The organism is Uliginosibacterium sangjuense (assembly GCF_059132465.1).
Window position 1 is genome coordinate 3,138,749 of record NZ_CP101132.1, and the last position, 13,788, is coordinate 3,152,536.

12 protein-coding genes are annotated in these 13,788 nt (G+C 66.7%); all 12 read right to left on the reverse strand.

The window, feature by feature from the left end:
• Position 1 precedes the first annotated feature (1 nt).
• Complete coding sequence (locus NMB43_RS14450; RefSeq protein ID WP_494348863.1) at positions 2-811, reverse strand: CheR family methyltransferase; 810 nt, start codon at positions 809-811, stop codon at positions 2-4.
• 8 nt (positions 812-819) lie between these two features.
• On the reverse strand, positions 820-1,374 hold the full coding sequence (locus NMB43_RS14455; protein ID WP_494348864.1) for a chemotaxis protein CheW: 555 nt from the start codon (positions 1,372-1,374) through the stop codon (positions 820-822).
• Positions 1,375-1,386: 12 nt separating this feature from the next.
• Positions 1,387-3,009, reverse strand: coding sequence for a methyl-accepting chemotaxis protein (locus tag NMB43_RS14460; protein WP_494348865.1), 1,623 nt, complete (start codon positions 3,007-3,009; stop codon positions 1,387-1,389).
• Positions 3,010-3,035: 26 nt separating this feature from the next.
• Positions 3,036-5,291, reverse strand: a complete 2,256-nt coding sequence (locus tag NMB43_RS14465) for a chemotaxis protein CheA (protein ID WP_494348866.1) — start codon at positions 5,289-5,291, stop codon at positions 3,036-3,038.
• Positions 5,292-5,381: 90 nt separating this feature from the next.
• A complete protein-coding gene (locus NMB43_RS14470) occupies positions 5,382-5,699 on the reverse strand; it encodes an STAS domain-containing protein (RefSeq protein WP_494348867.1) in 318 nt (105 codons plus the stop codon).
• 18 nt (positions 5,700-5,717) lie between these two features.
• Positions 5,718-6,086, reverse strand: coding sequence for a response regulator (locus tag NMB43_RS14475; protein WP_494348868.1), 369 nt, complete (start codon positions 6,084-6,086; stop codon positions 5,718-5,720).
• Positions 6,087-6,104: 18 nt separating this feature from the next.
• Positions 6,105-7,232 (reverse strand): methyl-accepting chemotaxis protein, encoded by a 1,128-nt coding sequence (locus tag NMB43_RS14480; protein ID WP_494348869.1) that lies wholly within the window; start codon positions 7,230-7,232, stop codon positions 6,105-6,107.
• A gap of 163 nt (positions 7,233-7,395) precedes the next feature.
• The gene (locus tag NMB43_RS14485) at positions 7,396-7,884 is read right to left on the reverse strand and encodes a hypothetical protein (RefSeq protein WP_494348870.1); all 489 of its coding nucleotides are present in this window, start codon (positions 7,882-7,884) and stop codon (positions 7,396-7,398) included.
• A 31-nt stretch (positions 7,885-7,915) separates the two neighbouring features.
• Positions 7,916-9,352, reverse strand: coding sequence for an HDOD domain-containing protein (locus NMB43_RS14490; RefSeq protein ID WP_494348871.1), 1,437 nt, complete (start codon positions 9,350-9,352; stop codon positions 7,916-7,918).
• A gap of 144 nt (positions 9,353-9,496) precedes the next feature.
• Positions 9,497-11,380 carry a potassium transporter Kup gene (locus NMB43_RS14495; protein WP_494348872.1) on the reverse strand — a complete coding sequence of 628 codons (1,884 nt, stop codon included), beginning with the start codon at positions 11,378-11,380 and terminating at the stop codon, positions 9,497-9,499.
• Positions 11,381-11,425: 45 nt separating this feature from the next.
• Positions 11,426-12,109: a response regulator gene (locus tag NMB43_RS14500; protein WP_494348873.1), complete on the reverse strand. Its 684-nt coding sequence runs from the start codon at positions 12,107-12,109 to the stop codon at positions 11,426-11,428.
• Complete coding sequence (locus NMB43_RS14505) at positions 12,102-13,667, reverse strand: DUF4118 domain-containing protein (protein WP_494348874.1); 1,566 nt, start codon at positions 13,665-13,667, stop codon at positions 12,102-12,104. The genes NMB43_RS14500 and NMB43_RS14505 overlap by 8 nt, the downstream gene beginning before the upstream one ends.
• Between the last annotated feature and the right edge of the window lie 121 nt (positions 13,668-13,788).

The window sequence follows — 13,788 nt, forward strand, 5'->3', positions numbered from 1 at the left end:
GTCATCGGCTCCGTCGATAAACCGACTTGGCAACGCGCTCCAGCGGCAGGCCCAGATGCGTCAGTGCCTCGGCGTGACCGAGGAACAGGTAGCCGCCCACCTCCAGTTGCGTCGCCACGCGTTCCAGGATGTGCTGCTTGGCGCTGGCGTCGAAGTAGATCAGCACATTGCGCAGGAAGATGAGGTCGAAGCGCCCCAGGCGCCCGGCGTCGTGCAGCAGGTTGTGCTGGGCCACGCGCACGCGGGCACGCAGCGCCCGGTCCACCAGGATCATTCCTTCGTAACGCCCCGAGCCCTTGAGGAAGTAGCGCTGCAGGTAGCCCGCCGGCAGCGCCTCCAGGCGCTGGGCCGGGTACAGGCCCTGGCGCGCGCGCTGCAACATGCGGGTGGAGAGGTCGGTGGCGAGGATGTCCCAGCCGCCCCGGCAGTGTTCGCTGAGGGTCATCGCGAGGCTATAGACCTCCTCGCCCGAGGAACAGGCGGCCGACCACACCCGCAGCGGGGTGGGCAGGCGGCGCTGCTGGAGCAGAGAGGCCACCAGGTCGAAATGCGCCGCCTCGCGGAAGAAGTAGGTCTCATTGGTGGTCAGCAGGTCGATCAGTTGCTGGCGCTCGCCGCCGTCGTCCTGCTGCTCCAGGTAGTCGCAGTAGGCGTCGAAGCTGTTCAGGCGCAGGGCGGCGAGACGCTTGCGCAGGCGCGAGGCGACCAGGGTGCGCTTGCCCTCCGGCAAATGGATGCCGCTTGCCTCGCGGAACCAGTCCACGAGGCGGCGGCAGGTTTGCGGGCTGAGCTCGACACCGTAGGCTGTCATCTGAACCCTCAGGCCGCCACGCCGGACCCGATGTCGTTGCTGCTGCTGACGAGCTGCTCCAGCTCGTCGGAGGACAGCACGTTGTTCATGTCCAGCACCACCACGAACTTGCCCCCCAGGTTCAGCATGCCGGCCACGAAATCGGTGCGCAGGCCGGTGCCGAAACCGGGGCGCTGGTCGATGCTGGAATCCTCCACATCGAGCACGGCCGACACGGTATCGACGATCACGCCCACGGGCTGCAGGCCCTCCTCGTGCGGCACTTCGACGATGACCACGCAGGTGCGCCGCCCAACCTGGGTGGCCGCGCGGCCGAAGCGCAGCGAGAGGTCGATGACCGGCACCACGGCGCCACGCAGGTTGATGACGCCACGCAGGAAGGCGGGCGTCATCGGAATTTCGGTGAGCCCGGGAAACTCGATGATCTCGCGGATCGGCGCGATCGGCACCGCGAACAGCTCATGGCCCAGGGTGAAGGTGAGGTACTGGCTGGTCTGGTTTGCTTCGGCGCGCGCCAGCGCGCCCGCCTGGCGGGCCGCTGGCAAGGTGGATGAGGTCGCCATGCTGCTCGCTCCTCAGAAGCGCTCGAAGGCGGATTCGTCCACCGCGTCGTCATGCACCGCCGCGCGCCGCGCGCCGCCGCGGGGGTTGCGCGCGGCCGGGGCGCGTGCCGCACGCGGCGCAGCCAGGCTCTCGCTTTCGAGGCGGAAGAACTGCACCAGTTCCTGCAACTGCACGGCCTGCGAACTCATTTCCTCGGCCGTGGAGGACAGCTCTTCCGACGAGGAGGCGTTGGCCTGCGTGGTCTGCGAGACCTGGCTGATGGCGGTGTTGATCTGTTCGAGCCCGGAACTCTGTTCGCGCGAGGCGGCGGAGATCTCCTGCACCAGGTCGGCGGTACGCGAGATGGAGGGCACCAGGTCAGTAAACAAGGTGCCGGCACGTTCGGCCAGGCTCACGCTGCTGGCGGCGACCGAGCTGATCTCCTGCGCCGCCACCTGGCTGCGCTCGGCCAGTTTGCGCACTTCCGCCGCAACCACCGCGAAGCCCTTGCCATGCTCGCCGGCACGCGCCGCCTCGATGGCGGCATTGAGCGCCAGCAGGTTGGTCTGGTAGGCGATGTCGTCGATGATGCTGATCTGCTCGGCGATCTGCTTCATGGCGGCCACGGTTTCGCGCACGGCCTCGCCACCTTCGCGCGCATCCTTCGCCGACTTGGAGGCGATGCTGTCGGTGATCTTGGCGTTCTCGGTGTTCTGCGCCACGGTGGCGGAAATCTCTTCCATCGAGGCACTGGTCTCCTCCACGCTGGCGGCCTGCTCGGAGGCGTTCTGGCTCAGTACCTGGGAGGAGGAAGACAGTTGCTCGGAGGCCGAGGCCAGGGCGTCGGCCGAGGAGCGCACGTCGCCTATCACGCGCTGCAGCTTGCTGACCATCTGCCCCATCGAGGCGAGCAGACTGGTGCTGTCATTGGCCTTGATCTGCACCTGCACGGTGAGGTCGCCATCGGCGACCGCACGTACCACGTTGGCCGCATAGTCGGGCTCGCCGCCGAGCTGACGGGTGATGATGCGGGTGACGAAAAGCCCCATCGCGATGGCCAGCACCATGGAGGCGCCGATGATGGAGAGCAGGATCACGCGCGCCTGGTTGGAGGTGGCCATCGCCTGATCGTTGTACTCCTTGGCGGCTTCCTCGTTGATGTCGGATATCTTGCCAACCAGGCTATTGACGACGTTGAAGGCCTTCAAGGCATCCCCATTGCTGAGCACGGCGGCTTCTTCATACTTGCCGGCCGCAGCGAGCTGATGAACCTTCTCATTGGTTGCCAGGTAGGCGGGGATTGCGGCATCGAGCTGCTTGTTCAGCTCGGCTTCCTCTTCCGTCTGGCTGGTTTCGCGATACTTGGCGAGCGCCTTCATTCCGGTATCCCAATGACCATCACCACGCTTGGCGGTCTCGTCCTGCACCGTGCGGTCGCGCATCGAGGGCAGACGGGCATAGGCACGGTTGTGCGCCCCCGCCCGGATGCTGACCTCGCCCAGCAGCGAGACCGAGACCAGGCGATTGGAATAGGTTTCGTCGAGCATGTCGCGCATCAGGTCGATGCGGGTGATGCCATACACGCCCACGACCGCCGTCAGCGTGGCGCAGACAAGGAATGTCAGCAGCAGCTTGTGGGCCAACTTCAGTTGCATGAACCAGTTCATCGTGCACCTCCCTGTCAGTTCAGCAGGCCGCGCAACGCGGCCGGTTCCTGGGTTTCATTGCTCAGCGCGATCAGCGCCGGGATATCGAGAATCAATGCCACACGGCCATCACCAAGAATGGTGGAGCCACCCACACCACGCACACCGCGGAATATCTGCCCCATCGGTTTGATCACCGCCTGTACTTCGCCGAGCAGGCGATCGACGACGATGCCCGCGCGCTGATGGCCGTACTCGACGACAACCAGGCTCTCGCGCAGGTGGCCACCCGCAGGCGCGGGCGCCAGCTCGAAGGCCTCGCGCAGGCGCACGTAGGGCAAGGGCTCGCCGCGCAGGTTGACGATGCGCTGGCCGCCGGTGGGCGGCGCCATGTCGGCGCATTCGACCACCATGTCCAGCGGCAGCACGAACACGGCGTCGCCCACGCTGACCTGGAAGCCGTCGATGATGGCCAGGGTCAGCGGCAGGCGGATGCACATGGTGGTGCCTGCGCCGGGCTGGCTGAGCAGCTCGATCTCGCCACGCAGGGCCTCGATGCCGCGCTTGACCACGTCCATGCCGACGCCGCGCCCCGACAGGTTGGTCACCTTCTCGGCGGTGGAGAAACCCGGGGCGAAGATGAGCTGGTGGATCTCGGCCTCCGTCATCTGGGCATCGGCTTCGATGAGGCCGCGCTCCAGCGCCTTGGCGCGGATGCGCCGGGTATCCAGCCCGCGTCCGTCGTCGCCCACCTCGATCACGATGCAGCCGGACTCGTGGTAGGCGTTGAGGGTCAGGCGCCCCTGTTCCGGCTTGCCGGCGGCAAGGCGCTGCTCGGTCGACTCGATGCCATGGTCGATGGCATTGCGCACGATGTGCATCAGCGGGTCGGACAGCTTGTCGACCATGGACTTGTCGAGCTCGGTCTCGGCCCCGGTGATCACCAGTTCGATGCGCTTGCCCAGCTCCTGCGAGACGTCGCGCACCACGCGCGGAAAGCGCTGGAAGACTTCGCCGATGGGAATCATGCGCATGTTCAGCGCACGATCGCGGATCTGCTCGACGAGCTGATTCACCTCGCCCAGGGCGGCCATCAGCACGCCATGGCGGGCGCGCTCGGCGCGCTGTTGCTTGCGCCCTCCATCGCCACTGCCCCCCGCCTGCAAGGTGGTGTTGAAGTTGCGATCGGCGACCAGGCGCGCGCCGGCGTTGGCGATGACCAGCTCGCCGACAAGGTTGATCAACTGGTCGAGCTTGGCCGCTTCGACCTTGATCACCCGGTGCTCGCCGCTGCGCCGCTCATCGGTCTGCTTCTGCTTGGCCAGCGCGGCGGCCACCACCGGGGCCTGCACCATCTGCTCCTCGATCAGCAGCTCGCCCAGGCGCGGCAGGCTGCCGGTCTGGTCCTGCACCTCGCGCTGCAGGTTCAGCGCCTCGTCCAGCTCGTGCCGAGTGAGGCTGCCCCCGGCGAGCAGGATCTCGCCCAGGCGCTGGCGCGACTCGGGCAGAGAGGAGATCAGCTCGATGTATTCGGAGATGCGCGCGCGCGGCGGCAGGATACGGATACGACACTCGTCCTGCACGAACTCGAACACGCGCTCGATGGCCTGCTTGTCGGCCTCGCTGTCGAGGTCGATCTCGAAGCCGAGGTAACAGGCCTCGGCGTCCATTTCGGCGGCCGCCGGCAGATCGTCGTAGAGGGTGTAGAGATGCACGATCTCGCCCAGCGACTCCAGGTACTGCAGGAAGGACAGCGGGTCCAGCCCGAGACGCAGCACCTCGGGCCCGAAACGCAGCGAGATGTGCCAGTACTCGTTCTGTACCAGCGGGCCGCTTTCGTCGCGCTCGATCCTGGCCTCGGTGAGTTCGGGCACACGCGGGCCCACCGCCGCCGGCACCGCCTCGCCCAGCACGCCGCGCAGGGCGTCCAGCAACTGCCCGCGCGCCAGCGGATCGGGGTCTTCCGCTTCGGTGCCGGCCTGGATGGCATCGACCAGCCGGCCCAGGTAGTCGCCACAGCGCAGCAGGGTGGACACCAGGGCCGAATCGAGCGGCAGGGTGTTGTTGCGCGCGCGCTCCAGCACGTTCTCCATCACGTGGGTGAAGCTCACGATCAGGTCCAGCGCGAACAGGCCGGCCGAGCCCTTGATCGTGTGCGCGGTGCGGAAGATGGCGTTGAGCCGCTCCGGCGTGGCGCCGCCGGCTTCCACCTCCAGCAAGGCCGCCTCCATGCTGTCCAACAGTTCGCGTGCCTCCTGTACCAGGGCATCGCGCGCAGCGGAGAGATCCATTCCCATTCTCCTTCGGGCCCGGGGCGGCCCGTTCGAGGGTTCCACGATGGTGGCCCCGCAGCCCCCGCGGGTGCCGATGAGCCGCCGAGCTCAGCCCACCAGTTCGGCCGGCGCGTCGAGCACGCCGCCCAGGTTCAGGCGCGCCAGCACCTGTCTCACCACATGGCTGTGGCCACGCCAGCGCAGCGGTTTCTGCGCGCGCTGCGCTTCCTGGCTCAGCATCAGCAGCAACTGCACGCCGGCGCAATCCAGTTCGGACACGCCCGCCAGGTCGATCTCCAGCGTTTCATTCGCGGCCAGGCGATCGACCAGCAGGTCCTTGATTTCGCCGGCGGCATAGATGGTCATCTCGCCACTCAGCGAGAGACAACCGAGGCGCGGCTCCTGAAAGGTGAAGCGGGCATCCATGCGGGCCTCCCGGAGGGCTTACATCGCAACCAGTTTCGCCACCGCGTCGAGCAGTGCGGGCGGCTGGAAGGGCTTGACCACCCAGGCGCGCACGCCGGCGGCCTTGCCCTCGGCCTTCTTGGTCTCGTCGCCTTCGGTGGTGAGCATGATGATCGGGGTGAACTTGTAGGCCGGTAGTTGCTTGGCGGCCTTCACGAAACTGAGCCCGTCCATGTTGGGCATGTTCACGTCGGAGATGATCAGGTTGAACTTGCGTCCGTCCAGCTTGGACAGCGCGTCCTTGCCGTCCACCGCCTCGACCACCTCGTAGCCGGCACTGCGCAGCGCGATGGCCAGGGTCTGCCGCAGGCTGAAGGAGTCATCGACAATCAGGATCGTCTTGCTCATGAAAAGTAGGTCCTTGCTTCAGAAGAATGTGATGTCGGATTTGGCGGCCGGTGCGGCCTCGCGCGACTTGCCGGCATGCGTGGCGTGTTGCTCCAGCATGGTGTAGCTGCGCGACAGCTCGGCCAGCCACTGCTGGGCCTGGGGTACCGGCTCGTCGCCGCGCGCGATGTGCTCCATGCGGCCCATGTCGGTGATCACATGGTCCAGCATCTGCTGCACGCGGTCCTGGAACTGCAGGTTGATCAGCACGTCGCGGATGTCGTTCTGCACCGTCTGATGCTGTTCGCGCAGGCGGGTGATCGAGGCCTGCAGCGAATGGGCGGTGTTGTTGAAGTCGGCGATGATGCGCTCGGCGGTATCGCCAGCGGTGGCCACCAGCGCGTCTTCCTGCGAGGCGAAATCGTTGGACATGGCCTGCGCCTGCTCGATCGCCTCGCTGACCGAAGCCACCGTGTCGCGGATGCGCTGCCCCATGTCGCCAGACTGGTTGGAGAGCTTGCGCACCTCGTCGGCCACCACCGCGAAACCGCGCCCGGCCTCGCCGGCACGCGCCGCCTCGATGGCGGCGTTGAGGGCCAGCAGGTTGGTCTGCTTGGCGATGCTGGCGACATCCTCGGCCATCTTGCGCAGGCTGTCGGTGTACGCGGCCACCCCGCTGATCTCCTTGATCACGGCGGTGCGGAAACCCTGGGTGCGGTTGAGGATGTCGATGATCTCGTGGAGGCCTTGCTCGGCCGCCTCGATGGCGATCAGGGCCAGCGAACTGCGCGCGTCCCCCGCCTCATCCTCGCCCATGCGCTGGACGAAGCCCGAGAAGCGGGTGACCAGGTTGTCGGTGGCTTCGCGCACATGCGTCTGGGCCGAGCCGATGTGGCGCCCCCACAGCGGCACCACTTGCGCAACGAGGTCGCGCACGCCATCGTCGGCCGGCGTGCTGCGCACGTCCTGCGGCTCGCGGAAGCTCTCCGTCATGGTCGGCGCGGGGCTCGTTGCCGCCTCGCCGACCGTGGCACCGCCCAGCCAGGCCAGCAGGCCCAGCACCACGACTCCGCACAGCAGGCCCAGCCACCAGGTCGAGGCCAGCAGGCCCATCGCCACCAGGTTGGCTACGCCCAGCACCACCAGGCCCGTTCGTGAACCGCGCAATCCGCCCATCTTGTGCAACCCCTCTGTCTTGCCCGGCACACACCGCCGGGGCATGATCCAGGTCCCGCTGGTCCGCGGGATCAATGAGGTTTACGGTTGCGGCAGCGCAATACTTGAGCCGATATCCCTTCAGGGCGTACGGTGGCGTATGCCAAGGGGTGCTTCAGCGGGCAGGCGAAAAACCCACCAGCGGGACACTTTCGGCGATGTAGCTCTTCTCGCCGGCCCGGATCTTGTTCTCCAGTTGCAGGTAGCGCGCCGCCTTGACCGGCGCCAGCACCTTGACCACCTCGCCCTGCAGGGCCTTGCTGGCCTTGTACTCGTCGTCGGTGATTTCGCCCAGCTCGCGGATCAGGCTGGCGGCCAGCGCATCGTCCACGCCGGCGCCACGCAGGGCCGCCGCATAACGCTCGATCATCCGCACGGTGCGGTCGTTGAGCGCCGCCAGGCGTGCCTGGTGGCTGTCGTAGATCGGCCAGAACACCTTGGCCTCCCCCTCGCTAAGCTGCAGGTTGTTGGCCACCACGATGCGCTTGTCGGCCCGTCGCCGCTCGCGCGCCGCCGCCTCGTCCGCAGCACTTGTCTGGGCGCCCGCCAGGCCACCCATCATCAGGAAAACAGCCGACACCGCAGCCAGCACACGACGACGCATACGTTCCTCTCCAGTCAAATCAACCCCGCCCTCAGCGCCTCTGGCCGCGGGCAGCCACATGCTCGAAACACAGGCTCGCCTGCTGTACGAAATGCAGGAAGCCTTGCCAGGTCTCCTCGTCCGGCATGCCGGACAGGCGATCAGCATAAAACAATCCGATGACCTTGCCGTGCGCCGCGATGGGCGCGACGAAGCCGGCCGTCGGACCCGTCACCAGTTCCAGGCGCTGGGTGCGCAGGCCCTTGGGCAAGGGAGGGCGCAACCAGAACGGCTGGTTGCGCATGAAGATTTCGTTGATGACATCGCCGGCCGTGCCATCCAGCGTGAAGACAAAACGCCGCACCAGGCTCTCTGCCTCCTGGCCGAGGCCGGCCTTGCCCACCACCTGCAGGTGATCGGCACTCTGCAGCGCGAACACCGCGCGGCTCATGCCCAGGCCACGGTAGATGCCCTCCAGCACCAGGTGCAACACCTCGTTGAGGCTGGGCTGGCCGGCCACCAGCATCGCCAGTTCGCGCAGGATGCGTAGTTGCAGCAGCGGGTCCGGCGTGCTGTCGCCATCCGCCTCGCCGACGATACGCTCCATCTGCGCGCTGGAGGGCAAGGGGATCAGGCGAGCCGCATCCGGCGCGCCGAACTGGGCCGCCACCCGGGCCGCCTCGGTGGCATTGGCGAGCACGTCCTCGCGCACTTCGGCCAGCTCGCGTCCCAGCAGCGCCGCGTAGTCGGCCAGCGTCTTCTGGGCCTGCGGCGAATCCCAGCCTTTCTCGGTCGCCGCCGCGAGACGATGCCCCAGCGCGATCGCCTGCTCGGCCAGGTTCGGGTGCGAGGGCGGCTCCGCCACGCAGGCCACCAGCGACCCCAGGCGCCACTCGCGCGACAGCGCCGCGCTGAGGCTGCGCAGGCGAAAGCCCAGGATGTCCATCTGCAAGTCTTCCGGCCGCTCGTCCGGCTGCTCCACCATGGCTTCGTCGAGGCGCTGCGCGGCCGCGCCGCCGAAGCACCAGAAGGCCATCTCGCCCACCCGCGCCAGCAGCGCCGCGATGAACACCTCCTCGCCCTCGCCGCCGCCCTTGGCGATGACCAGGGCCCGCGCCTGGACTGCCGCATGGAAGCTGCGCGCCATCTCGGCCAGCACGCGCCCGCGCAGGCCGCCGGACAGGAAGGCGTCGATCAGGTAGATCGACAACACGAGCTTGCCCAGCACGTCGAAACCCAGCACCACGATGGCGCGGCTGACCGTGCTGATGGGCTGCCGCGCGGGGTTGAACATGGCGGTATTGGAGAGCTTGAGCACCTTGGTGGTCAGCGCCGCGTCCTGCAGCACCACCCGCGTCAGCGTGCCGGTGGACGCGTTCTCGTCCTCGGTGATGTTGCGTACGGCCTCCACCGTGTGCGCCAGCACCGGCATGTCACGGTCGCGAATCTGCTCCACCCAGCCCTGCAGGCCTTTACGCTCAACCGCCATCGTCAGTCCTCGCCATCATCCTCCTACAGTCAACGGCCACGAACTGACTGCCTTGAGGCTCGTCAGCCCGTCACCGGGGACAGGCAAAGACCACTATGCGCCGCGCCAGGCGCTGCCCCCATGCGAACAAACCCGATGCCGCGCTCAGATGGTGACGCGGCTCCCCAGCTCGACGATGCGGTTGTCCGGCAGATTGAAGAAGTTGGCCGCACTGGTGGCGTTGCGATACATGAACTCGAACAGGCGCTCTCGCCACAGTGACATGCCCCGTCCAGGCGAGGGAATCAGCGTCTCGCGACTGAGGAAATAGGAGGCCTGCTGCGCCTCGACGGCCAGCCCCTGTTCTTCGCACCACTCGAGGTTCGCCGCTACATCAGGCGACTCCATGAAGCCAAAGTACATTTGCACCCGATGGAAGTTGTGCCCCAGGTGCTCGACCAGCACGCGCTGCCCCTCCGGCACGCGCGGCACCGGCAGGATGCTCACCGTCAGGAACACCGTGTTCTCGTGCAGCACCATGTTGTGCTTGAGGTTGTGCAACAAGGCGTTGGGCACGCTGTCGGCGCGCGGACTCAGGAACACCGCGGTGTGCGGCACGCGCGGCAGGCTCTCGCCTTCCAGAATCTTGACGAAGCTGCGCAGCGGAATCTCGTCGCCCTTGAGCTGTTCCGACAGACTCTCGCGCCCCTTCTTCCAGGTCGTCAGCAGGACCAGGACGAGGGCACCAAACACCAGCGGGAACCAGCCGCCGTCCGCGATCTTGAGGATGTTGGCGGAGAAGAAGCACAGCTCGATCGCCAGCAGCGGGCCAAACACCAGCAGGGCCAGCGGCAGGCGCCAGCCCCAGTCACGCCGCGCCAGCGAGAAGGCGAGACAGGTCGTCACCAGCATCGTCACGGTGACCGCGATGCCATAGGCCGCAGCGAGATTGGACGAGGTCTTGAAGCCCACCACCACCAGCAGCACCAGCGCCAGCAGCACCCAATTGATGAAGGGCACGTAGATCTGCCCCATCTGCGCGCCCGAGGTGTGCAGCACGGCGATGCGCGGGCAGAAGCCCAGTTGCACCAGCTCACGCGTGACCGAATAGGCGCCGGTGATCAGGGCCTGCGAGGCGATCACGGTGGCCGCCGTGGCCAGGGCCACCATGGGCAACAGGGCCCAGCGCGGCGTACCAAGGTAGAACGGGTTGCTGGCCGCCTCCGGGTTACCAATCATCAGCGCGCCCTGACCGAAGTAGTTGAGCAACAGACAGGGCAGCACCAGGCCCAACCAGGCAATGCGGATCGGCTTGGCACCGAAGTGCCCCATGTCGGCATACAAGGCCTCCCCACCGGTGACCGTAAGGAACACCGCGCCCAGCGAGAGGAAACCGATGGTCGGCTGTTCGATGAAGAAGCGCAGCGCGTGATGCGGCGACAGCGCCGCCAGCACCTGCGGCTGCGCGGCGATGTTGTAGAGGCCCACGCAGGCCAGGGCCAGGAACCACAACATCACCACCGGGCCGAAGAAGCGGCCCACCTTGGCCGTGCCGTGGTGCTGCACGAGGAACAGGGCAGTCAGGATGCCCAGGGTGATCGGCAGGATGTAGGGCTTGAAGGCCGGGGTCGCCACCTCCAGCCCCTCGACCGCCGACAGCACCGAGATCGCCGGCGTGATCACGCCGTCACCATAGAACAGCGCCGCCCCCACCAGACCAATCATCAACACCAGCCGTTTCTTGCGCGGGCGTCCCTCGCTGCGCGCCAGCACACGCGCCATCAGGGCCACCACGCCGCCCTCGCCGTGGTTGTCGGCGCGCAGCACGATGACCACGTACTTGAAGGTCACCACCACCAGCAGGGTCCACACGATCAGTGAGAGGATGCCCAGCACATTGGCTTCGACGACCGCGAGCGGGAAATGCGTCTGCGCGAAGGCCTCCTTCAGGGCATACAAGGGGCTGGTGCCGATGTCGCCAAACACCACGCCCAGGGCGGCCAGGGTCAGCGCGGACAGTCGCTGTTGCTCGGGGGAAGAGGAACTCATGCGGATACTCCGGTTGATCGGATCGGCACACCCTGTGCGCGATGCCTATGGCATGAAGCGATAGCCCACGCCGGTCTCGGTCAAAAAATGGCGCGGACGCGCCGGGTCCTGCTCCAGCTTCTGGCGCAGGTGTCCAACATAGATGCGCAGGTAGTGCGGGCTGTCCACATAGCTCGGCCCCCATACCTCGCGCAGCAACTGGCGATGCGTCAGCACCCGCCCCTGGCCGGCGGCAAGCTGGCCCAGCAGGCGATATTCAAGCGGCGTCAGGCGCACCGGCTGGCCAGCGCGTGTCACTTCGCGCCGGCTGAAGTCCACCCGCACATCGCCAAAAGTCAGCAAGGGGGAATCCTCCGTGCGCATGGCACGTCGCAGTAGCGCACGTGCGCGCGCCAGCAGCTCCGCTACGCCAAAAGGCTTGGTCAGGAAATCGTCTGCCCCGGCATCCAGCGCCCGCACCTTGTCGCTCTCCTCGCTGCGCGCAGAGAGCACCAGCACCGGCACCGCACTCCAGGCGCGCAGTTCGCGCACGAATTCGCCGCCATCACCATCGGGCAATCCCAGGTCCAGCACCACCAGGTGCAGATTCGTTTCGCCCGCGCCGCGCAAGGCCTCGGCCACACCTGCCGCCTCCCGCACCTGCCAGCCCTCGCCGCGCAAGGCGACAGACAGGAAGCGGCGGATATCAGGCTCATCATCGACCACCAGGATGCAGGGAGACTCAGCCATGAGCCGCCTCCATCGCGTCTTCGCCTTCCATCAAGGGTGCCGCGCGTCGCGGCAGCATGAGGACGAAACGCGCGCCGCCCTGCGGACGGTTCTCCGCCGTCAGACTGCCACCGTGTGCCGCGACGATGGCACGACAGATGGCCAGGCCCAGCCCCACCCCTTGCCCCGCTCCCTGCCCCTTCGCCTCACCACGCTCGAACGGCTGGAACAGCCAGCTCGTCGCGCCGGCAGGCAGGCCCGGCCCCTGATCTTCGATACTGATGCCAAGCGCATGGTCCTCGGCCCATGCCTGCAAGTCGATCGTCGTCCCCGCTGGCGCGTACTTGCAAGCATTATCCAGCAGGTTGCAGATGACCCGCTCGATCAGCACCGCATCGAACTCAACCAGCGGCAGGTCGGCCGGCAAGCTGATTTCCAGTCGATGTGCGGCCAGGCTGGCCTCCAGGCTGGCGGTGGCTGAGCCGACGATCTCCTCCACCGACTGCCATTCGCAGCGCAGCTGGACGCCTCCGGCCTGCAGACGCGCCATGTCCAGCAGATTGTGTGCCAACCCACTCAGGCGCAAGGCATGCTGGCGAATGGCCAGCGCCAGCTCACGCGCCTGCTCACCGCTCTGCGTGGGCAGTTGCGCCAGCGTATCGGCGAGCCCGACCAGCACCGTGAGCGGCGTGCGCACATCGTGCGACAGAGCAGACAGGATCACGTTGCGCAGCTTCTCCGTCTCCATCTCCACACTGGCGCGCTGTGCCACCTCGGCGTAATGCAAGCGCTCCAGCGTGATGGCCAGCAAGGATGCCAGCATCGGCAGTTCGGTCCGCAGGAAGGCATCCCCCTCGCCCTTTCTGAGCGACAGCACGCACACGCCCCGCCGACGCATCGGCCCTTCCAGGGCAAGCACATGCAGCGCACGGCCGCTACGGTAGGGGTCGGGCAGGACTTGGAGTTCGCCACTCCTGGCGCACATATCGACGAACGCCGGCGGCATCTCCCCCACCGGCGTGATCCGCGACGCCGCCGCCGCGTCATCCACGCGCTGCAGACAGTCCGCCTGCAAGCACCACAACTCGAACAGCACACCATGCTCGCGCGCCAACCACCTGGCGACACGCTCCGCCACGTGTTCCACACTCACGCAACCCGCCAGCTCACGTGCCAGGTGGTACAACTGCCGACTATGCTGCTCGCGAGTCTGCGCATCGGCAGCATGTCGTCGCAAGCGATCGGTGAGCTGCGCGACCAACAGCCCAACCCCCAACATCACCACAAAGCTCAGCAGATACTGCGCATCACTGACCGCGAGCGAAAACTCCGGCGGTACAAAAAACACATCGAAGCACAGCACGCCCAATACCGCGCACCACACGACCGGCCCACGTGCATAGCGCACGCTGATGCCCACCACGAGCAACAGAAACAGCATGACCACATTGGTGGCATCCAGCTTCGCACGGTACGGCCATAGCGCCAGCGTCAGCGCAGCCACCCCCAAGGTAGCGAGCAGATAGCCAGCCAGCGGCGTTTTCAGAAAGCGCAACAGATCAGACCGCGAGAACGCCATGGGATCCAGTCCATCATTGATGAGCGGAGCATAGCCAGACGGGTATAAAAAAGATGAAGAAAAACGGGGAATGAGTCGGGAGTCAGTAAGCGTGTGGACTTCGGCGAACGCTCAAAGAAAA

Bases quoted from the DNA above. Each gene is read 5' to 3' on its own strand.
- NMB43_RS14450 (WP_494348863.1), bottom strand. From the start codon at position 811: ATGACAGCCTACGGTGTCGAGCTCAGCCCGCAAACCTGCCGCCGCCTC.
- NMB43_RS14455 (WP_494348864.1), bottom strand. From the start codon at position 1,374: ATGGCGACCTCATCCACCTTGCCAGCGGCCCGCCAGGCGGGCGCGCTG.
- NMB43_RS14460 (WP_494348865.1), bottom strand. From the start codon at position 3,009: ATGCAACTGAAGTTGGCCCACAAGCTGCTGCTGACATTCCTTGTCTGC.
- NMB43_RS14465 (WP_494348866.1), bottom strand. From the start codon at position 5,291: ATGGATCTCTCCGCTGCGCGCGATGCCCTGGTACAGGAGGCACGCGAA.
- NMB43_RS14470 (WP_494348867.1), bottom strand. From the start codon at position 5,699: ATGGATGCCCGCTTCACCTTTCAGGAGCCGCGCCTCGGTTGTCTCTCG.
- NMB43_RS14475 (WP_494348868.1), bottom strand. From the start codon at position 6,086: ATGAGCAAGACGATCCTGATTGTCGATGACTCCTTCAGCCTGCGGCAG.
- NMB43_RS14485 (WP_494348870.1), bottom strand. From the start codon at position 7,884: ATGCGTCGTCGTGTGCTGGCTGCGGTGTCGGCTGTTTTCCTGATGATG.
- NMB43_RS14490 (WP_494348871.1), bottom strand. From the start codon at position 9,352: ATGGCGGTTGAGCGTAAAGGCCTGCAGGGCTGGGTGGAGCAGATTCGC.
- NMB43_RS14495 (WP_494348872.1), bottom strand. From the start codon at position 11,380: ATGAGTTCCTCTTCCCCCGAGCAACAGCGACTGTCCGCGCTGACCCTG.
- NMB43_RS14500 (WP_494348873.1), bottom strand. From the start codon at position 12,109: ATGGCTGAGTCTCCCTGCATCCTGGTGGTCGATGATGAGCCTGATATC.
- NMB43_RS14505 (WP_494348874.1), bottom strand. From the start codon at position 13,667: ATGGCGTTCTCGCGGTCTGATCTGTTGCGCTTTCTGAAAACGCCGCTG.